The sequence below is a fragment of the Haloplanus sp. C73 genome, from assembly GCF_051195115.1.
Lineage (GTDB): Archaea > Halobacteriota > Halobacteria > Halobacteriales > Haloferacaceae > Haloplanus.
In genome coordinates, this window is record NZ_JBNTJZ010000001.1 from 737,250 (window position 1) to 756,305 (window position 19,056).

Annotated in this window: 18 protein-coding genes; 6 read left to right on the forward strand and 12 right to left on the reverse strand. The window is 65.8% G+C overall.

All coding sequences use genetic code 11. The annotated features are described in order from the left end of the window. Window positions 1-46: 46 nt before the first annotated feature. Together ACQUSQ_RS03975 and ACQUSQ_RS03980 are read left to right on the forward strand one after the other, a co-directional pair. Entirely contained in the window at window positions 47-613 is a 567-nt protein-coding gene (locus ACQUSQ_RS03975; RefSeq protein ID WP_435067202.1) for a hypothetical protein, read from the forward strand. Next, complete coding sequence (locus ACQUSQ_RS03980) at window positions 610-1,377, forward strand: RNA methyltransferase (RefSeq protein ID WP_435067203.1); 768 nt, start codon at window positions 610-612, stop codon at window positions 1,375-1,377. The genes ACQUSQ_RS03975 and ACQUSQ_RS03980 overlap by 4 nt, the downstream gene beginning before the upstream one ends. Here ACQUSQ_RS03980 and ACQUSQ_RS03985 read toward each other — a convergent pair whose 3' ends face one another. Then, window positions 1,378-1,815 (reverse strand): MaoC/PaaZ C-terminal domain-containing protein, encoded by a 438-nt coding sequence (locus ACQUSQ_RS03985; RefSeq protein WP_435067204.1) that lies wholly within the window; start codon window positions 1,813-1,815, stop codon window positions 1,378-1,380. It abuts the gene before it with no gap. Between the two features lie 103 nt (window positions 1,816-1,918). Between ACQUSQ_RS03985 and ACQUSQ_RS03990 the strand changes: the two genes are divergently transcribed. Next, on the forward strand, window positions 1,919-3,364 hold the full coding sequence (locus ACQUSQ_RS03990; protein ID WP_435067205.1) for an ATP-binding response regulator: 1,446 nt from the start codon (window positions 1,919-1,921) through the stop codon (window positions 3,362-3,364). Here the strand turns inward: ACQUSQ_RS03990 and gatE are convergent, their stop codons facing one another. Then, entirely contained in the window at window positions 3,365-5,236 is a 1,872-nt protein-coding gene (gene gatE / locus ACQUSQ_RS03995) for a Glu-tRNA(Gln) amidotransferase subunit GatE (protein ID WP_435067206.1), read from the reverse strand. A gap of 186 nt (window positions 5,237-5,422) precedes the next feature. Here gatE and ACQUSQ_RS04000 point away from each other — a divergent pair, with 186 nt between their 5' ends. Beyond that, entirely contained in the window at window positions 5,423-6,340 is a 918-nt protein-coding gene (locus ACQUSQ_RS04000) for an HpcH/HpaI aldolase/citrate lyase family protein (RefSeq protein WP_435067207.1), read from the forward strand. A gap of 22 nt (window positions 6,341-6,362) precedes the next feature. Here ACQUSQ_RS04000 and ACQUSQ_RS04005 read toward each other — a convergent pair whose 3' ends face one another. The 8 genes from ACQUSQ_RS04005 to ACQUSQ_RS04040 all read right to left on the reverse strand — a co-directional run bounded on the left by ACQUSQ_RS04005 (window position 6,363) and on the right by ACQUSQ_RS04040 (window position 12,809). Next, complete coding sequence (locus ACQUSQ_RS04005; RefSeq protein WP_435067208.1) at window positions 6,363-6,899, reverse strand: hypothetical protein; 537 nt, start codon at window positions 6,897-6,899, stop codon at window positions 6,363-6,365. 35 nt (window positions 6,900-6,934) lie between these two features. After that, complete coding sequence (locus ACQUSQ_RS04010) at window positions 6,935-7,606, reverse strand: DsbA family protein (RefSeq protein ID WP_435067209.1); 672 nt, start codon at window positions 7,604-7,606, stop codon at window positions 6,935-6,937. A gap of 62 nt (window positions 7,607-7,668) precedes the next feature. Beyond that, window positions 7,669-8,037, reverse strand: coding sequence for a VOC family protein (locus ACQUSQ_RS04015; protein WP_435067210.1), 369 nt, complete (start codon window positions 8,035-8,037; stop codon window positions 7,669-7,671). A gap of 57 nt (window positions 8,038-8,094) precedes the next feature. Further along, a complete protein-coding gene (locus ACQUSQ_RS04020) occupies window positions 8,095-8,793 on the reverse strand; it encodes an ABC transporter ATP-binding protein (protein WP_435067272.1) in 699 nt (232 codons plus the stop codon). Between the two features lie 8 nt (window positions 8,794-8,801). Then, complete coding sequence (locus tag ACQUSQ_RS04025; RefSeq protein WP_435067211.1) at window positions 8,802-9,563, reverse strand: ABC transporter ATP-binding protein; 762 nt, start codon at window positions 9,561-9,563, stop codon at window positions 8,802-8,804. After that, a complete protein-coding gene (locus tag ACQUSQ_RS04030) occupies window positions 9,560-10,639 on the reverse strand; it encodes an ABC transporter permease subunit (protein WP_435067212.1) in 1,080 nt (359 codons plus the stop codon). The genes ACQUSQ_RS04025 and ACQUSQ_RS04030 overlap by 4 nt, the downstream gene beginning before the upstream one ends. 1 nt (window position 10,640) lies before the next feature. Further along, complete coding sequence (gene urtB, locus ACQUSQ_RS04035; RefSeq protein ID WP_435067213.1) at window positions 10,641-11,522, reverse strand: urea ABC transporter, permease protein UrtB; 882 nt, start codon at window positions 11,520-11,522, stop codon at window positions 10,641-10,643. 9 nt (window positions 11,523-11,531) lie between these two features. After that, complete coding sequence (locus tag ACQUSQ_RS04040) at window positions 11,532-12,809, reverse strand: urea ABC transporter substrate-binding protein (protein ID WP_435067274.1); 1,278 nt, start codon at window positions 12,807-12,809, stop codon at window positions 11,532-11,534. A gap of 340 nt (window positions 12,810-13,149) precedes the next feature. Here ACQUSQ_RS04040 and ACQUSQ_RS04045 point away from each other — a divergent pair, with 340 nt between their 5' ends. After that, window positions 13,150-14,073, forward strand: a complete 924-nt coding sequence (locus ACQUSQ_RS04045) for an acetamidase/formamidase family protein (RefSeq protein ID WP_435067214.1) — start codon at window positions 13,150-13,152, stop codon at window positions 14,071-14,073. 182 nt (window positions 14,074-14,255) lie between these two features. After that, on the forward strand, window positions 14,256-17,267 hold the full coding sequence (locus ACQUSQ_RS04050) for an FAD-binding and (Fe-S)-binding domain-containing protein (protein ID WP_435067215.1): 3,012 nt from the start codon (window positions 14,256-14,258) through the stop codon (window positions 17,265-17,267). A 65-nt stretch (window positions 17,268-17,332) separates the two neighbouring features. Here the strand turns inward: ACQUSQ_RS04050 and ACQUSQ_RS04055 are convergent, their stop codons facing one another. Together ACQUSQ_RS04055 and ACQUSQ_RS04060 are read right to left on the reverse strand one after the other, a co-directional pair. After that, window positions 17,333-17,449: a rubrerythrin-like domain-containing protein gene (locus ACQUSQ_RS04055; protein ID WP_435067216.1), complete on the reverse strand. Its 117-nt coding sequence runs from the start codon at window positions 17,447-17,449 to the stop codon at window positions 17,333-17,335. 46 nt (window positions 17,450-17,495) lie between these two features. Further along, window positions 17,496-18,995, reverse strand: a complete 1,500-nt coding sequence (locus tag ACQUSQ_RS04060; RefSeq protein WP_435067218.1) for a DUF790 family protein — start codon at window positions 18,993-18,995, stop codon at window positions 17,496-17,498. Between the last annotated feature and the right edge of the window lie 61 nt (window positions 18,996-19,056).

A 19,056-nucleotide genomic window follows, 5' to 3' on the forward strand; every position in this document is an offset into this window, starting at 1 on the left:
GGACACAACACGCTCTTTTTATCGGTCGGGGCGCTACCTCGCGCCAATGGCAAAGGTCAGCATCGGGCTCCGGGGCTGGCGCTTCGAGGAGTCCGAGGTGTTCACGGACGACGGCGAGTTCAAGCCCCTCGACGAGATACCCGAGGAGCCACGGGAGCGGCTGGTTCGGCTCACCTACCTCGTCGAGGAACCGTGTGACGCCTGCTATCTGGAACACGGCGAGAGCGACATCGAGCGCTGTGCGCAGGCGGCCATCGTCTACGGCGAACCCGGTGACGAACTCCTGCTGTGTACCGACCACGAGGCCGACTTCCTCTACTGGTATCGCGAGGCCGGCGGGAAGGCCCACCGCGGTACCCCCGAGTTCCGCGACGAGTTTCACGCGTGGTTCGCGGACGGCGGGCGCGCGCCCGAGGGCTACGGCGGCCTCGACCACGTCGAAACCGACCCCGCGGACCTCCCCTCGCCGCCGGGAGCCGAGGAGGTTCACCGACGCCTGAACGAGGACTTCGACGGCCGCAAGATAGACCTCCGAGAGGACCGAGACGACGACGCCGACGAGGACATCGACCTCGAAGATGTCGACCTCGGCACCGACTACCCCTCACGATGAGTCGGGAGCCACCGGTCGTCGTCGTGGTCGACGCCAAGACGCCGGGCAACGTCGGCACCATCGCCCGCGCGATGAAGAACTTCGGGATGACGGACCTGAAACTCGTGAACCCGCCGGAACTCGACCCCGACGGCGAGGCCTACGGCTTCGCGGGTCACGCCCGCGAGGACGTCCTCCCGAACGCCGAGACGGTCACGTTCGACGAAGTTGTGGAGAACTACCACACCGTCGGCTGTACGGCGATTACGGGCGAGGACAGCCGCCGACACGTCCGCTTCCCGTTCAAGACGCCGCGGGAACTCGCCGACAGCCTGCGGACCGTCGACGCGCCGACGGCACTCGTCTTCGGGCGCGAGGGCCGCGGACTCGACAACGAGGAACTCGCTCGACTGGACGAGGTGTGTTCCATCCCCGCGAGCGCCGACTACCCCGTGTTGAATCTGGGGCAGGCGGCGACCATCATGCTCTACGAACTCCGCGAGTTGACCGTCGAGGAGACGCAACTGCCGGACGTGGAGCAGGAACGGGCCGCCGAGGCCGACATCGAGCGCTTCCACGACTTCGTCGGCGACTTCCTCGACGCGAGCGGCTACAAGCCCATCAAGCGAGACAAGACGCGGCGGCTGATTCGCCGACTCGTGGGGCGCGCCCACCCGACGGACCGCGAAATTCACACCCTGCTCGGCGTCCTCCGCCGGGCGACCGGGCAACTCGAACACCGGTCGGAGCTACTGTCGGAGTACGACGAACCCGACCGCTGGTGACTACGCCCGCGCGACGAGCACCAGCGCAACGAGTGCGAGCACCGTCTTCTCGCCGGCCGTCGTCTCGACGCCCCACCGGACGACGCCGTACTCGTCGGTCCCGCTCGATTCGTCGACGCCGCGTATCGTCGAGTGAACCGTGAGTTCGTCGCCCGGGTGGACGGGCGCGGGCCACCGCAGGCGGTCGAGCCCCTTCGCACCGAGCGCCGCCGTCTCGTCCAGAAACCCGTCGACGAACAGCCGCATCGACATCGCGGCGGTGTGCCAGCCACTCGCAATCAGGTCGCCGTGGATGGATTCTGCCGCTCGCTCGGGGTCGGTGTGGAACCACTGCGGGTCGTAGCGCTCCGCGAACTCGACGATTTCCGCCTCGGTCGCCTCGTAGGTGCCGTGCGATTCGCCGTCCCAGCGGTCGACGTCCTCGAAGAAGACGGTCATCGGTCGATTGTCACGGCCCGCGCTCAAATCCGTTTCTCCGAGAGATGTCAGTCGTGATAATCGTCCCGCAATATCTTAGCCGCCGGGGGGCATACAGATGATAATGCCCACCCAGTCGACCGAGCGGATTCGCGTGCTCTGTGTCGACGACCTCCCCGACGCGAAGCGTATCGCGACGGTTCTCGGGCGGGCTGACAGGCAGTTCGACCTGCGGACGGCATCGAGCGTTCGCGAGGCGGCGGAGCGTCTCGGCCGCGTCGATTGTGTCGTCGCGGACCACGACCTCCCCGACGGGACGGGGGTCGAACTGCTGCGTCTCGTCCGCGAGCAGTCGCTCGACCATCCGTTCATCCTCTTTACCGCTTCGGGGAGTGAAGCGGTCGCGAGCAAGGCCGTCTCCGCGGGCGTGACGGATTACGTCCGGCGACGACCCGACCGCGAGCAGCACGCGGTTCTGTCGAAGCGGGTTCGAGCCTCGGTCGAGGGGCGTCGAGACGAGCGCGAACGGGCGGCCCGACAGGCCGACCTCCGGCGGAGCGAGCGCCAACTCGACGCCGTCTTCGAGGACCCGAAGATGCTGGTCGGCCTCCTCTCGCCCGAGGGCCGGTTGCGCAAAGCCAACCAGACGGCGATGTCGTTCGTCGACGCCGACCACGCGGACCTCGTCGGCGTCCCCTTTCCCGAGACGCCGTGGTGGACCGACGACATGCGCGACGACGTCCAGCGGTGGGTCGAGCGCGCCGCCGCCGGCGAGTACGTGATGTACGAGGCCGACCACAGCCACGCCGCAGGGACACGAAGCGTCAGCGGGACCATCCGGCCCGTGACCGACGCGACGGGGTCGGTCGTCTCGCTCATCGCATCCGCCCGCGACATCACGGAGCGTCGCGGCCACGAACGCGAGTTACAGCGGCGCAACGAGCGGCTCAACGAGGTTGCCAGTCTCGTCTCTCACGACCTCCGGAGCCCGCTGAACGTCGCTCGCGGCCACCTCTCTATCGCCCGCAACGACGCCGCCGACGACCACCTCGACGAGGTAGCTCACGCCCTAGACCGGATGGACGAACTGGTCGGCGACCTGCTGACCCTGACACACGAGGGCGAGCGAACGAGCGACCTCGAACCCGTCGACCTCGCCGCGACCGTCGAAGACTGCTGGCGAAACGTCGCGACGGGGGAGGACAGCCCGCGAATCGAAACCGACCTCGTGATTCGAGCCGACCGAGGACAGCTTGGCCACTTACTGGAGAACTTACTCGGGAACGCGCTTCGTCACGGCGGCGACGACGTGACGGTCACGGTCGGCGGGGTGGGCGACGGCTTCTACGTCGCCGACGACGGGGTCGGTATCCCCGAAGACGAGCGCGAGGCGGTGTTCGAGAACGGCTACACCACGGCGACGGCGGGGACCGGCGTCGGTCTCTCCATCGTCCAGCGCATCGCCGACGCCCACGGCTGGTCGGTTGCCGTCGTCGAGAGCGAGTCTGGCGGCACCCGATTCGAGATAACGGGCGTCGAGTGCGAGTCGGAGCCGCCGACACAGACGTAATCAGGTTCGCTTCCCAATCTCGTCGCGGAGCGCGTCGCTCACGACTTCGCCGTCTGCCTTCCCGCGGAGCGCGCCCATGCACTCGCCCATGAGCGCCGAGAACGCACCCATCCCTTCCTGTTCGACCTGTTCGGCGTTGCGTTCGACCACTTCGGCGACGGCCTCGCGAACCTCGCTCTCGTCGACGCCGGAGAGGCCCGCTTCCTCGACGGCCTCCTCGGCGGTGAGGTCGGGGTCGGCGGCGAGGGTTTCGAGCACTTCGTCGACGCCCTCTTTCGCCAACTCGTCGTCTTCGACCAGTCGGAGCACCGCGCGCAGGTGGTCGTCGGTGAGGCGCTCGACGGGCACGTCGTCACGCCGGAGTTCGGTCAGCGTCCCTTCGAGGACGCCCGCGGCGAACGTGGCGTCGACGCCCGCCTCGACGGCGTCTTCGAACAGGGACATCCGACGCCCGTAGGCCACCTGTTCGGCGAGGCCGGCGTCGAGGTCGTACTCGGACTGGTAGCGCTCGACCTTCTCGGTCAGGAGTTCGGGTCGCTCGACGTCGCTCGGGTCGAGTTCGACCGGCGGCACGTCCGTCTCGGGGTACATCCGCGCCGCGCCGGGCAGGGGTCGCAGGTAGCGGGTCGTCCCCTCCTGCGTGGCGTCGCGCGTCTCCTCGGGCACGCCCTCCATGGCCGTCTTCGCACGCTCCGCGACGGCGTCGATGGCCAGCGAGGCCGTCTCCGCGTCGTCGGCGACGATGGCGACGGCGTCCTCGGGACCGGCGCCCACGGCGTCCCGGAGCGCCGCCACCTCGTCCTCGGTGACGCCGTAGGCGGGCAGTTCGTCGGTGTGGAAGATGCCGCCCGCGCCGTGGCGTTTCGCGTGGTCGGACAGCTCCGTCCCGAGTCGGCGGTCGGGCTGAATCTCCCGCCCAACGAGGCCGTCGAAGCCGTAGAGCGGGACGGCGCGGACAGCGCCGTCGTCGCCGCTGAGCGCACCCCCGATGACGCCGCTGTCGGTGTCCTCGAACACCGCAGTCACGTCCTGCGGGTCGCCGACCGACGCGTCGCGGGCGTCGAGTTCGGCGGCGATATCGAGGAGTTCGACCTGCCGGCCAACCTCGTAGCGGACGATTTCGTCGATTTGGTCCAGCGCCTGCACGCCCTTGATTTCGACGCGGGCGCCCTCGGCGATGGAGACGTTCACGTCCTGTCGGATGGTGCCGAGGCCGCGCTTGACCGACCCGGTCGAGCGCAGGAGCATCCCGATGCGCTCGGCGGCCTCGCGGGCCTGCTGGGGCGAGGAGATGTCCGGTTTCGTCCCGATTTCGACCAGCGGGATGCCCAGTCGGTCGAGGCTGTATCGGACGCCATCCTCCGTCTCCTCGACGCGGCCGGCGCTCTCCTCTTCCAACAGCAAGTCCTCGATGCCGACCGGTCCCTCGTCGGTCTGGATTTCGCCGTCCTGTCCGACGAGCGTGGTCCGCTGGAAGCCGGAGGTGTTCGAGCCGTCGACGACGATTTTCCGCATGACGTGGGCTTGGTCGACGGGCGTCGTATCGAGGAGCGCGGCAATCTGGAGCGCCACCTCGAGGGCTTCGTCGTCGATACGGTGGGGCGGTTCGTCGTCCTCCTCGACCAGACAGGTGGTGTCGAAGGCCAGATACTCGAACTCGCGGTCGACGCGGCTCTCCTCGACGGCCGCCTCGTCGAGTTCGCCGAGTTCGCTCTTCGTCGGGTGGAGATACCGCGAGAACCGCCGCGTCGACGCCTCCGGCTCCCGACGCTCGGTCGGGCACGCACAGAACAGTTTCGTCGCGGTGTCGAGTTGCTGGTGGATTTCCAGCCCCGCGACGAGTCCGAGCGCCTCGTAATCGTACTCGCTCATTGGGCGTATCTCTACCCGGCGAGCCTAAAAGCGTTCAGTCTGCGCGTCGCCAGTGTGCGGGACCGCTGGGTACCGATTCGACCATTGTCGACAACGGACGAAATCCGGCACGTCAGACCCCGAAAATACGGGTACTAAGGAATCTTTATCTGCTCTCATGCGGCTTTTATGTAATGGTGAAAGCACATGTCTGAAGACGTCGAACTTCGACGCACCCAGCTCGCGACGCCGGCCAGCGACCCCGACTTCATGGAGAGCGCGTCCCGAAGCGACGCGGACGAAGTCTTCCTCGACTTGGAGGACTCCGTCGCTCCGAACGCGAAAGTCGAGGCGCGCGAACCGCTCATCGAAGCCGTCGAGGAACACGACTGGTCCGACAAGATTCTGTCGTACCGGATGAACGGCATCGACACGAAGTGGTGGTACGACGACATCATCGAAGTCGTCGGCGCGGTGGGCGAACAGATTGACGACATCATCGTCCCCAAGGTCGCCGGCCCGAGCGACATCCACACCGTCGAGAACCTCCTCGAACAGGTCGAGGAGAACAACGGGCTCGAAGTCGGCGGCATCGGCCTCGAACCGCAGATTGAGGACGGCGACGGCATCCACAACGTCTATGAAATCGCCCACGCCTCCGACCGCCTCTCCTCGATTATCTTCGGTCCCGGCGACTACTCCGCCGCGATGGGCACGCCCGGACTCGACATCGGGCAGTTCCCCGACTACCCCGGCCACTACTGGCATCACGCGCTCTCGGAGTGTAACTCCGCCGCCAAGAGCGCCGGCCTGCCGTGTCTGGACGGCCCCTACGCCGACATCGACGACCCCGAAGGCTTCCGCACGTCCGCGGAGCGCGCGAACATGATTGGCTGCGACGGCAAGTGGGCAATCCACCCGAGCCAAATCGAACTCGGCAACGAAGTCTTCGCTCCCGACCCGGACGTCGCCGAGCGCGCCGAGCGCATCGTCGACGCCTACGCCGAAGCGATGGAGGAAGGCAAGGGCGCCGTCTCCGTCGACGGGCAGATGGTCGACGAAGCCACCAACAAGATGGCACAGGAAATCGTCGCCAAGGCCCGCGCCGCCGGCATCCTCGACTAACGGCCGCGTCTCGAACGTCTCTTTATTTTCGCCGGTCGACCGGACAGCCGCGAATCTCCCCGCCTCGCATCCCGTCGGCCAGCCAGTGAATCGAGAGGACGAGCGCCACCAGCGCCAAGAGCGCGAACTCCAGTCCGTCGAGGGGCAGGAGCGTCGCCAGCCCCGCCACGCCGAACAGCGAGAGGACGCCGGCGAGGATGGCCGACCCGCAGGCCGCACACCCCGCGCCGAGCGTGCCGAGGACGACGCCGAGGAGGCTCCCGCCGCCACTCTCCGCCGACAGCCGGTGTTCGCGGACGTGATACGCCACGAGAGCGACATCGACGCCGACGAGAAGCGACACCGAGACGACGAGCAGTCCGGTCGCCGGCCCGTACGAGGTGCCGACGAACGGGTAGAGTTCGAGGAGGATGGTCGCGGGCACGCGCCCGGCCAGCGTGTCACCCACCGTCGCGAGATTCTGCGAGAGGACGAACCCCGTGAGCGCGACGGCCGCGGCGACGACGGCGAGGGCGGCGTAGCCGGGGCCGCCGAGAACGAGGCGAGTCGTCCGGCCCATGCGTCGCCAGTCGGCGCGACGGGTAGGAAGTGAAATCACAGGTCCAACGCCCGTCGCACGAACTCGAAGCTCACGGACCCCGTCGCCCGCGTTCGGTACTCGCCGTCGCGAAAGAGGAAGACGGTGGGCGTGCCGCTCACGTCCGCCGCCTCCGCCGCCGACACGTCGGTCTGGACCGCTTCGTCGTGTGTGCCTGCGTCGACGTCGGCGACGACGGCGGCGCCGTCCACCGTCGTCTCGGCGGTGAGAAAGGTCTCCGTCCGGTCGCGGACGTTCTCGGTGTCGAAGGCGTCCTGTTCGTCGAAGTAGTGCGCCAGCAACGCCCAGAAGGCGTCGGCGTCGCGGGCGTAGGTGGCTTCGAGCGCCCGAATCGCCGGCTCGCCCCACGGATACACCAGCGGCGCTGTCCGGACGACGTAGGCCGCGTCACCGGAGTCGACGAGTTCCGATTTAATCTTCGGGACTGTCTCCGATTCGAACGCCGCACACCGGGGACAGGAGGGGTCCTCGAAGGCGACGATGGTCGCCGTCGCGGGGTCGGGGCCGAGGCGTGGCTGGCTGGCGAGTGCCTGTCCGACGGGGTGGGTATCGAGCGTCTGCGGGTCGTCGCCGTTTCCCCCATCGCTTCCGCCGATGCACCCCGCACCGACGACGCCGACGGTTCCCGCGAGGACGCTCCGGCGCGTGACGGTGGCAGACTCCTGCATACGTTCCCGAGTGGCTGCCAGCAAGAAGATACTTCCCCGCGTGGGAGCGGGGCGCGCACAACCTATTCGAGCGGCTCGACGAGTTCGACGACGTGTCCGTCCGGGTCCTTCACGAACGCGGTTCGCGCGCCAGCGGCGGGCTGGTCGCCCGGCTCCTCGACGACGCCGTAGTGGTCGATGTCCTCGAAGACGGCGTCAACGTCGTCGACGCCGAGCGCGAGGTGGTCCCACGCCGTTCCCTGGTCGAACTCGGTTTCGCCCTCGGTTTCGGAGAGCTGGAGTTCGACCCCGTCGGGGTCGGCGATATATCGGTTCTCCGTCTCGCCGTCGGGCGTCTCGAACGACCACGATTCTTCGAATCCGAACTGCTCGTAGAACTCGATGGACTCGTCGGCGTCGGCCACGTTCAGACAGACGTGAATCAGGTTCATTCCGTTCGCAACTCCCGCCGCGGGCGACAAAAAGATGGCTGAACGGCGCGTCCGAGGTCAGACGGCGAGGTAGTCCGCGACGGCCTCGGCGTCTTCGAGGTCAGTCGCGTCGAGTTCCGCCTCGATGCGACCCCCATCGACCACGTAACACCGCTCGGAGAGGCGCCGAATCACCTGCAGGTTCTGCTCGACGAAGAGGACGGTCACGCCGAACTCCTCGTTGATGCTCGCGATGTCGTCGGTGATGTCCTGCACGATGGAGGGTTGGATGCCCTCTGACGGCTCGTCGAGCAAGAGCAGGTCGGGGTTGCCGGCGAGGGCGCGACCGATGGCGAGCATCTGCTGTTCGCCCCCGCTCATCGTCCCCGCCTTCTGCGAGCGCCGTTCGTCGAGGCGGGGGAAATACTCGTAGACGTCGTCGACGAGGTTCTCCGACTTGTGGTCGCTGATTGAGAGCCCCATCTGGATGTTCTGCTCGACCGTGAGGTCCGGGAACACGTCCCGTCCTTGTGGGATGTACCCGATACCCAAGCGCGCTCGCCGGTCCGCCGAGAGCGCGGTCACGTCCTCGCCATCGTAGCGGATGGTGCCCGCGTCGGGCGTGAGCAGGCCGATTATCGTCTTCATAAGCGTCGTCTTCCCGACGCCGTTGCGGCCCATGATGCCGACCGTCTCGCCCTCCTCGATGGCGAACTCGATATCGCGGAGTATCGGCGTGTTGCCGTAGGAGACGTCGACGCCGTCGAACGCGAGCAGTGGGTCGCTCATTCGCGCACCTCTCCGAGGTAGATGCGACGCACCTCGGGATCGTTCTCGATGCTCTCTATCGGGCCCTCGGCGAACACCTCGCCGCGGTGCAGCACCGTCACGGACTGGGCGATAGCGCGCACGAAGTCGATGTCGTGTTCGATGACCAGCAGCGTCATGTCTCGGTCCTCGTTGAGTCGGTGGATGTACTCGGCTGTCTGCTCGGTTTCCCGGACCGACATCCCCGCCGCGGGTTCGTCGAGCAAGAGCAAGTCGGGGTCGAGTGCCGACGCCATGGCGATTTCGAGCCACTGCTGTTGCCCGTGTGAGAGGTCTGACGCGCGCGTCTCCGCGGCGTCGAGCAGGCCGAACTCGTCGAGCGTCTCGTCGATGGCGCCGTCGATGTGGCGCCGGTCGACCTCGCGTTGCAGCGGGATGTGGACGTTCTGCCGAACGCTGAGGTCGCCGTACACCGCCGGCACCTGAAACTTCATACTGAGCCCGTTTCGCGCGCGTTCGTGCTGTGAGAGGTCGGTGATGTCACGTCCGTCGTAGAAGATACTGCCCTCCGAGGGGGTGAGTTGGCCGACCAGCAGTTTCAGGAGCGTGCTCTTTCCGGCGCCGTTGGGGCCGATGAGACAGCGAATCTCGCCGCGGTCTATCTGCAAGTTCACGTCGTCGACGGCGGTGAGGCCGCCGAAGCGCTTGGTCAGCCCTTCGGTCCGGAGGAGCGCGTTGCCCGCGGCCACGTTCGCCGCAGTCTGCTCGCTCGACGTCACGAGTCCTCACCTCCCAGTCGCCGCACCAACTGCGGGACGAACCCCTCGGGGAGGACGAGGATGACGAACAGAAGCAGGGCGCCGAGAATGACCAGCGAGAACTCGCCGCCGAACACCGACAGCTTCTGCGAGACGAAGGTGATGGCGAAGGTGCCGACGATGGCACCGCCGAGCCACTTCCGCCCACCGGTCGCCACCCAAATGATGGGGAGGGCGGCGAAGGTGAGGCCGAAGACGCTCGGGTCGATGTAGTTCCCCCACGAGGCGTAGACGACGCCGCCGAAGCCGGCGAGGGCGCCGCCGAAGGTGAACACGCCGAGTTTCACCCGCTGGGTGTTGTAGCCGAACAGCTCCGTCCGGTCTTGGTTCTCGCGAATCCCGACCATCACGTAGCCGATACTGCTGTTGACGAGTACGCGCAGGCCGAGATACGTCACGAGGAGCGTCCCGACGACGAAGTAGTAAAACGCCGCGTCGGTGATGGTGACGGCCGTCTCGCCGACGCCGAGTGCGAGACTCGGAATCTCGGTCATGCCGTTGAAGCCGCCGAGGCGCGCGGCACCGACGGCCCACTCCTCGCCGGCAGTCTGTCCCATGAACGTGTTCAACACGAGCGTCACCGCGAGCGTGATGATGGCGACGTAGACGTCGCTGACGCCGCCGTAGAACATGAAGTAGCCGACGAGGAAGGCGAAGGCGCCGGCGGCGACGACGGCCACCACCAAGCCGGCGATGGTGCCGACCGGCCCGGTGACGTTGATGCTGACGATGCCGAACGTGTAGCCGGCGACGCCGTAGAACGCCACCTGCCCGAAGCTGAAGATGCCGGTGTACCCCCAGACGAGACAGAGGCTGAGGCCGAGGAAGGCCGACACGAGCAGATAGGCGGTGTTCGAGACGTAGTACGACGACCGAAGCAGGGGGTAGACGAGCAACAGGCCGACGAGTACGGCGAACCCGAGCCAGAACGCCCGCCCCTGTCCGAGCGTGTTCGGGCCTTCGAGGGCGTTTTGCAGACGGGCGAGGGCGCCGTCAGCGGTCGGCTGGTCGACGCTCGTCGCCGTTTCACCACTCATCTCAGGCCCCCCCTCGGATGTCGTCGAGCAGTCCGGTGATGCCGCGCGGGAGCGCGCGAATTACGAGAATGGTTGTTATGAGCAGTGCCATCCGGCCGGCGAAGGTGCCGAACAGGTTCGAGAACACCGCGTTGATGAACCCGAGCAACAGGCCGGCACCGGTCGTGCCGACGAGTACCGACGCGCCGCCGACGACGACGGTGACGAACGCCTCGACGAGGAACGTCGACCCCATGCCGGGGACGATGGTCATCGTCGGGGCGTAGAGCGCGCCGGTGAGGCCGGCGAGCGCCGACCCGATGCCGAACGTGAGCAGGTACATCCGATTGGTGTCGGTGCCGAGCGCGCGGCTCATCTCCTCGTCCTGAATCGTCGCTCGGGCGCGCGTGCCGAACGCCGTGGAGGTGAAGACCCAGTAGAGGAGTCCGAGAAGGGCGAGACTCGCCCCGGCCAGCAGGAGCCGGTACGTCGAGTACGAGAACGCGCCGTACTGGACCGACCCGAGCGGCGTCCCGATACTGGACAGCGAGGAGCCGAAGACGATTCGCAGGCCCTGAATCATGATGAGACTAATCCCCCACGTCGCCACCATGGAGTCCAGCAGGCGCCCGTAGAGCTGTCGGATGACGGTAAACTCCAGAATCAGGCCGAACACCGTCGTTATCGCGACGCCGACGAGCATGGCCACCGGAAGCGGGAGGCCGGCGTGGAAGCTGAGCGCCGTGCCGTACGCCCCGACGGTGATGAACTCCCCGTGAGCGAGGTTGATGACCCCCATCATCCCGAAGATGATGGCCAGTCCGATAGCCGAGAGGACGAGAAACCCGAAGCTATCGATAAACTGCAGGAGGAGGTTGAGCAGTTGCGGGAGTATGGCTGCCATCGTGGCCCGTCAGACCCCCTGTGGCTGGTACTGCGTCATCTCCTCGTCCTCGCTGGCGCCGACGGTTTCGGTGAGGTCACAGCCGGGGTACGGCGTCTCGCGCAGCCAGTACGGCTCGACCGCCTGCTGGTTCTGGAACGAGATTTCGTGATTCTCGTCCGCGCGAGCCAGCCGAATCTGGTGGGTGACGTGGTGGGTTTCGGGGTCGGTCGTGACCGTCCCCTCCGGGGCTTCGACCGTCATCGGCTCCTCGTCGAGAACGGCTAGCACCTCGTCTTGGTCCGTCGTCCCCGCCTTCTCGACAGCCTGCTTGTAGAGGTAGGTCGTGAAGTAGGAGTTCTGTGCCATCTGGCCGACGTAATCCGCGTCTGGCCACCGCTCGTAGTACCGGTCGACGAAGTCCCGGTTCTGGTCGGTCGGAATCTCCTGCATGTAGTTGACGCCGACGTACATGTTCGCGAGCGCGGGCGGGTCGAACCGGAGGTGTTCGTACCCCTGAGCCATGTTCACCGTTGTATTCATCGGCACGTCCAGCCCGGCGGCGTTTTTCTGGTTGTAGAACGAGGCGTGATTCGAGCCGACGAGCAACGTTACCAGCAGGTCCGGGTCGGCCTCCTGAATCCGGTTGATGGTGGAACCGAACTGAGAAACGTCGAGCGGGATGAACTCCTCGCCGATGACGTTCGCGCCGATTTCGTTGGCAATCTTTCGGTACCACGCGGCCGAAATCTGCCCGAAGTTGTAGTCGGCGGCGATGGTGTAGATGTCGTCCCCGAACTCGTTGGTCAGGAACTCCAGCGTCGTCGAAATCTGCTGTTCCGGAACGGCACCCGTACACCACGTGTAGGTGTCGCACACGCCGCCCTCGTACTGGTTCGTGTAGAAGTACAGTTGCTGGTTCTCGTCGACGATTGGGCGGATTGCCTCGCGCGAACTGCTCGCGAACCCGCCGAACAGGACGTCGACGTTGTCTCGGTTGATGAGTCGCCGAGCGAGTTCCTGATAGCGCTGGTTATCGGACTGTGGGTCCGGGGAAATCATCTCGATTTCCTGCCCGTTGATGCCGCCCTCGGCGTTGATTTCCTCGACGGCCAGCCGCTGGGCCTGATACTTCTGGATGCCGGTCAGCGCGAAGTTACCCGACTGGTCTTCGAGAACGCCCATCTTGAGCGTGTCCGACCCGCTGCCGCCGGTGATTCCCGAACAGCCCGCGAGTGCGAGCGTCCCAGTCGCACCGGCAGCTTGGAGAAATCGTCGCCGGCTCCGCCCCGCGAACCGGTCGGTCAATCGATTAGAAGACGCATCCTCCGCCGTTTCGTCGTTCGTTCGCTTCACGCCCTACCCGATTAGATGGACATTATTATACTTTTCCACTCGTTAGTCGACATATATCTAGGAAAATCTGGTATTAGATTATAGTTTGGGTAATAAACTCGCTAGAGGATTAAATTCAGAATCAGATAACCGAGAGAAGCGCTGTAGAGCGGGGTAAGCGAGGTTTCCAATTCTCCCAGTAGTAGAACTTTTTTCATAGTATTTTATCTCGTTCTACTAGACATATCTTTCCTATATCCCGTGAAAACCAAAAGAATTTAATCCGCCGTCGTATCAGGCTCTATCGAACACCGTGACCACTCACCAACTCACCGAAGACCTGCAAGGCGAGTACCACTACACGGTCGGCCCCTACCCCGACCCAGTCCTCGAAATCGAACCGGGCGATACGGTCGAAGTCGAAACGAAAGACGCGTTCGGGGGCGCCATCGAGACGGAGGACGACCTGCCGAGCGAGGTGCTCGGCGACTATCTGAACCCGCAGAACGGCCCGATATACGTCGAGGGCGCGGAGGAGGGCGACGCGCTCGCTATCACCATCGAGAGCATCGAGCCACGCGGCCCACAGCCCCGCGGGACGACGTGTACGGTGCCCTATTTCGGCGGGCTGTCGGCGACCGACCGGACCGCAATGCTTCACGACCCGCTCCCGGAAATCGTCAAGAAACTCGAGGTGACGACCGAGGGAACGGTCTGGAACGACGACATCACGATTCCGTACGAGCCGTTTATCGGCACGATTAGCACGTCGCCGGAGCTAGAATCCATCGACGCACTCACGCCGTTCAAACACGGCGGCAACATGGACCTCCCGGACGTCCGCCCCGGCAACACGGTGTATCTCCCCGTCGAAGTCGAGGGCGGGTACGTCTATCTCGGCGACTGTCACGCCGCACAGGGCGACGGCGAACTCTGTGGCGTGGCCCTCGAACATCCGACGACCACGACCATCACGGTCGACGTAATCGACGACTGGGAACTGGAGTGGCCGCGTCTGGAGTCCGAGGACTTCATCATGAGCATCGGGAGCGTCCGCCCGATGGAGGACGCCGCCCGCGCCGCGTACGCGGACCTCATCGCGTGGCTAGCCGACGACTACGGCTTCGACGAGATGGAGGCGTACCTGCTCCTGACACAGGTCGGGCACGTCCGTCTCGGCAACATGGTCGACCCGAACTACACCATCGGCGCGGGCATCAGCAAGGAGTACCTGTAGGTCGCGCCGACGAGGCCGGATTCACCCCGGAGCCTTCCGTCGATTATTCCGCGTTCCGTGCTAGCTGTTATCGAATCCGGCAACTATTACGCCTCATAAATCATTACAATCGCATGACGGCGTGGAGAGGGGTTACACTCGGTAGCGCAGGAGTTATAACCGCCGAGCGCAGTGTGCGACGCATGGCCATTGATGAACATTCATCGGGTTTAGAGACCTCCGCCGATTCGCTGGGTCACGACCATCCCGACGCAGACGAGTACCAAGCGCTCGCCGAGGACCTTCGGAAGGGAGTCGAGGGTGACGTCTCCTTCGACGAGTACGCGCAGGTGCTGTACGCGACTGATGGCAGTATCTATCAGGCGAAGCCGGCGGGTGTGGTGCTTCCCCAGAGTGTGAGCGACGTGCAACACACGGTCGAAACCGCGGCCGAACACGGCGTCCCGATTCTGCCGCGCGGGACGGGGTCGTCGCTCGGCGGCCAGACGGTCGGACCGGGCTGTGTCGTCATCGACTTCACGCGCTACATGGACGACATCGTCGACGTGGACCCCGACGACAAGCGAGCGGTCGTTCAGCCCGGCGTCGTGCAGGACCACCTCGACAACCGCCTCGCGAACCACGGGCTGAAGTTCGCCCCCGACCCGGCGTCGTCCAACCGAGCGACAGTCGTGGGCGGCATCGGCAACAACTCGACGGGTGCTCACTCCGTCCGCTACGGCATCACCGACGCCTACACCGAGGAACTCGACGTGGTGCTTGCAGACGGGTCGCTCATCCACACGAAGGAAATCGTCCTCGACAGCAGCGAGTGGGAGGAGAAAGTCGAGGGCGACGACCTCGAAGCCCAGATTTACGAGACGACGCGCCGCCTCGTCGAGGAGCACGAGGAGGAAATCGACGACAAGTACCCGGACCTCAAGCGCTCGGTGTCCGGTTACAACCTCCAGAAGGTCATCTACGAGAACGACGAGGGCGAGGAGGTCATCAACCTCTCGAAGCTCTTCGTCGGCGCTGAGGGGACCCTCGGCGTCATCGTCGAGGCCGAAGTCTCGCTGGTCACCCTACCCGAGGAGACGGCGCTGGTGCTCTACTGCTTCGACGACCTCGTCGAGACGATGCAGGCCGTTCCCGAAGCGCTGCAGTTCGACGTGGGCGCCGTGGAGTTGATGGACGACGAGATGTTCCAACTCGCCGCCGACTCGACGGAGTACGCCCAGTACGTCGAGATGATTCCGGAGGGGACGAAGGCGGCGCTGATGCTGGAGTTCGACTCCGAACTCGTCGACGACTTCGAGGAGGCCATCGCGGAGACGAACGACTACTTCGTCGACAACGGCGACGCCTTCCACGCCATCGAGGCCTACACCGAGGAGGACCAAGCCGACCTCTGGAAACTCCGCAAGGCCGCGATTCCCCTGCTCATGGGGATGAAAGGCGACCCCAAGCCGTACCCGTTCATCGAGGACGCGACGGTGCCCCCGGAGGAACTGGCCGAGTACGTCTTCGAGTTCGAGGAAGTCCTCGAAGACCACGGCACCTCCGCCGCCTACTTCGCCCACGCCGGCAGTGGGACGCTCCACATCCGACCCATCCTCAACCTGAAAGAGGACGAGGGCATCGAGAAGATGCACTCGATTACCGAGGACGTGACTGACCTCGTCCTCGAACACTTCGGGTCGTTCTCGGGCGAGCACGGCGACGGGATGGCCCGGACGGAGTTCAACCCCAAGATGTACGGGGAGGAGCTCTGGACGGCGTTCAAGGAACTGAAGACGGCGTTCGACCCCGACTGGCACATGCATCCGGGCAACGTCGTCTACCGCGAAGGACCGGACGACATCGGTCCCGACTCCGAGCGCGGCGTCGGCGCCGACATGCGGGAGAACCTCCGCTACGGCGCCGACTATCAGTCCGTCGAGCCCCAGACCACGCTCGACTTCGACGACGAGGGCGGCTTCTCCGACCTCGTCGAACTGTGTAACGGCTGTGGGACCTGCCGACAGACGGATTCGGAGGTCATGTGTCCGACCTACCGCGCCAGCGAGGAGGAGATTCAGACGACACGCGGCCGCGCGAACATGCTCCGCGCCGCCATCAGCGGCGAACTCGACGAGGACGAAATCTACTCCGACCGCTTCCAAGAGGAGGTCATGGACCTCTGTGTCGGCTGTAAGGGCTGTAAGAGCGACTGTCCGACCGGCGTCGACATGGCGAAGCTGAAGACGGAGGTCAAACACCAGTACCACCAAGAGGAAGGTGTCAGCCTCCGCGAACGCGTCTTCGCCAACATCGACACGCTGTCGAAAGTCGGCTCGATGTTCGCGCCCGTCTCGAACATCGCCCCCAAGATTCCGGGCGCTCGCACCGTCATGGAGGAGGCACTCGGCATCTCGCGCGAGCGAGAACTGCCCACCTTCTCGAGCGAGAGCCTCGAATCGTGGTTCGAGAGCCGCGGTCGGTGTCAGGTCGCGCCGAGCGAGGCCAACGACCAGGTGCTTCTGTTCCCGGACACCTACACGAACTACATCTACCCCGAGGCTGGCAAGGCGGCGATTCGCGTCCTCGAGGCCGCGGACGTGTTCGTCCGCATCCCCGACGACGTCGAACCGTCCGGTCGCGCCGCCTTCTCGTCCGGCATGCTCGACCTGAGTCGCGAACGCGCCGAGCACAACGTCTCGGCGCTACGCGAGGACGTCGACAACGGCTGGTCGGTGCTGTTCATCGAACCCTCCGACGCCGTCATGTTTCAGGACGAGTACCTCGACCTGCTCTCCGGCCCGGCGGTGGAGGACGTCGCCGACGCCGCCTACGGCATCATGGAGTACGCCGACGTGACGGGACTGACCGACGCCATCGACTTCGGCACGCCGCGTCAGTCGCTCTCGTACCACGGCCACTGTAACCAGAAGGCGACCAACAAGGACCACCACGCCGTCGGCGCCCTGCAGGGCGCGGGCTACGAGGTGGACAGCCTCAACACCACCTGCTGTGGGATGGCTGGCTCCTTCGGCTACCACGAGGAGCACTACGACATCTCTCAGGCCATCGGGAGCCTCCTGTTCGAGGAAGTCGAGAACAGCCCCGGCGACGTCGTGACGGCGCCCGGCGCCTCCTGTCGCTCGCAGCTCGGCGACGAGTACGACGACAACCCGCCGCACCCGGTCGAAAAGCTCGCTGACGCGCTCGACTAACGAGCCTCGTCAGCGAACGCCGTCGCTATTTATTTCGAAGAACCGAGAGCGCCGCGGCCGACGTGTTATACGACGCGCTGCTGGCGGAGCGACCCGCCGCACTCGGGACAGGTTGCCCGGTAGGCCGACGGACTGATTCGCTGCTGGCAGTGCACACATTCGAACGACGCCCGTTTCGACATCGACAGAGGGTATGCGATACGGTGTGTTAAATGTTGTCACGGGTCACTACTTCCGGCGGAGCGTCCCGCCGCTCAGCCCTTCCCACTCGACACGGAGGTCCAGCGCCGAGCAGACGGCGCTGGTGTCGTCGAGGCCGTACTCGTCCAGTATCGTCTCGGCCTCGGCAAGGCTCTGGCCGGGTTCGAGACGGTCGCGGAGTTCGGCCACGACCGCAGGCCGGACGAGCGTCTGTCCCACGCGTTCGTGGTCGGGGAGGGCGACGGAATCGAGGGCGTCGACGCTGACGCCGTGGGCGTCGGCGAGGGCGGCGAGCGTAATCACGTCGGCGTCCGGACGGAGTTCGTCGGGGAGGGCATCACGGGCGTCGGCGACCAACTCGCCCTCGTAGCGCCGGAGAGCGTCGACCACGTCCTTGACGCGGACCGACCCCGAGTAGGGGATGGCGCGGTGGTCCCGGGCCTCGATATCCTCGCCGACGCCGAGGCTCTCGTCGACGGCGACGAGCATCTCCACGTCCTCGACAGTGGCGAGTTGGTCGAGTTTCTTCTCGACATACGATGGCGTCCAGAAGCCCATGATTTCGAAGAACACGGTGAAGTCGGCGTAGCGATACTCGAAGGCGAAGTCGGGAATCATCACCCGCGTCCCCGCCGCGAGGGGTTCGGGTTCGCGGCGCAGGTCCCAGTCGAGGTCAAGCGCCGTGAACCGGGCGGCGAAATCGGCTTCGACGCCGCTGTCGTAGGTGGGTTCGGCCACGGGGTCGACGCCGGGCACACCCACGTCGTCGTCGGTGAGGACGAGTTCGCGCTCCGTGCCCCGGTCGTCGATTGTGGCTTCCAGCCGCCAGTCGGCGGTCTTCGCCACCGAGCGGAGCAGGCGGGCGAAGGCGGTGCCGTAGCGCCGCGTCCGCCGAAAGAGGTGGTCGGGACCGGTGACGACCACCTCGCGGCCCGCGTCCGTCCGGCGAATCTCGTACATGAGTCCGAGGCGCTTGACCGCCGAAATCAGTGCCTTCGGGTCCGAACTCCGAACCCGAACCTCGACGGCGTCGAACAGCGCCGTCTGGGCGAGCGAGAGGTTGTACTGCGCGAGGAGACCGTCGGGGTCCCAGCGCGGGTCGAAGTCCGTCAGAATCTGTCGGGGGTCGCGGTCGGCATAGAGTGAGTCGGCGAGGGCATCGGGCGCGACGCCGAGGCGGTCGGCGGCGCGAGCGAGCGCCCGGTCACGGTCGGCCTCGCTGACGACGCCGATGTCCTCGGCGGCCTCGAACGCTATTCGGCGGGCGCGCTCCGGCGGGACGGCCGCCCGCGTCTCGAACGTGGCGTCACGCTCACACAGCGACGCGAATCCCCGGACGAGTTTGAAGTGGTCGGCGTCGGGTTCCATGTCGGCGAGGGCGGCGTCCACCATCGCCCGCGACTCGCCCACGTGGTCCGCGAACGTGCCGAGGACGCGCGCGGCCAGCGGGCGATGACCCCGCTCGGCGAACTGCGGGTGGTAGCCGCCGCCCGCCCGCGACACCCGGAGGAGGTCCTTCGTCAGCACGGGTGTCGGTCGGAGCGGCGCGCCTAAAGATTCGCCGCTCCCAAATCAATACTGTTTGGAT

Coding starts and splice junctions, on each gene's coding strand:
- urtB (WP_435067213.1), bottom strand. CDS start 11,522: ATGGCAGCCATACTCCCGCAACTGCTCAACCTCCTCCTGCAGTTTATC.
- ACQUSQ_RS04030 (WP_435067212.1), bottom strand. CDS start 10,639: ATGAGTGGTGAAACGGCGACGAGCGTCGACCAGCCGACCGCTGACGGC.
- ACQUSQ_RS04050 (WP_435067215.1), top strand. CDS start 14,256: ATGGCCATTGATGAACATTCATCGGGTTTAGAGACCTCCGCCGATTCG.
- gatE (WP_435067206.1), bottom strand. CDS start 5,236: ATGAGCGAGTACGATTACGAGGCGCTCGGACTCGTCGCGGGGCTGGAA.
- ACQUSQ_RS03990 (WP_435067205.1), top strand. CDS start 1,919: ATGCCCACCCAGTCGACCGAGCGGATTCGCGTGCTCTGTGTCGACGAC.
- ACQUSQ_RS03975 (WP_435067202.1), top strand. CDS start 47: ATGGCAAAGGTCAGCATCGGGCTCCGGGGCTGGCGCTTCGAGGAGTCC.
- ACQUSQ_RS04055 (WP_435067216.1), bottom strand. CDS start 17,449: ATGTCGAAACGGGCGTCGTTCGAATGTGTGCACTGCCAGCAGCGAATC.
- ACQUSQ_RS04005 (WP_435067208.1), bottom strand. CDS start 6,899: ATGGGCCGGACGACTCGCCTCGTTCTCGGCGGCCCCGGCTACGCCGCC.
- ACQUSQ_RS03980 (WP_435067203.1), top strand. CDS start 610: ATGAGTCGGGAGCCACCGGTCGTCGTCGTGGTCGACGCCAAGACGCCG.
- ACQUSQ_RS04015 (WP_435067210.1), bottom strand. CDS start 8,037: ATGAACCTGATTCACGTCTGTCTGAACGTGGCCGACGCCGACGAGTCC.
- ACQUSQ_RS03985 (WP_435067204.1), bottom strand. CDS start 1,815: ATGACCGTCTTCTTCGAGGACGTCGACCGCTGGGACGGCGAATCGCAC.
- ACQUSQ_RS04000 (WP_435067207.1), top strand. CDS start 5,423: ATGTCTGAAGACGTCGAACTTCGACGCACCCAGCTCGCGACGCCGGCC.
- ACQUSQ_RS04010 (WP_435067209.1), bottom strand. CDS start 7,606: ATGCAGGAGTCTGCCACCGTCACGCGCCGGAGCGTCCTCGCGGGAACC.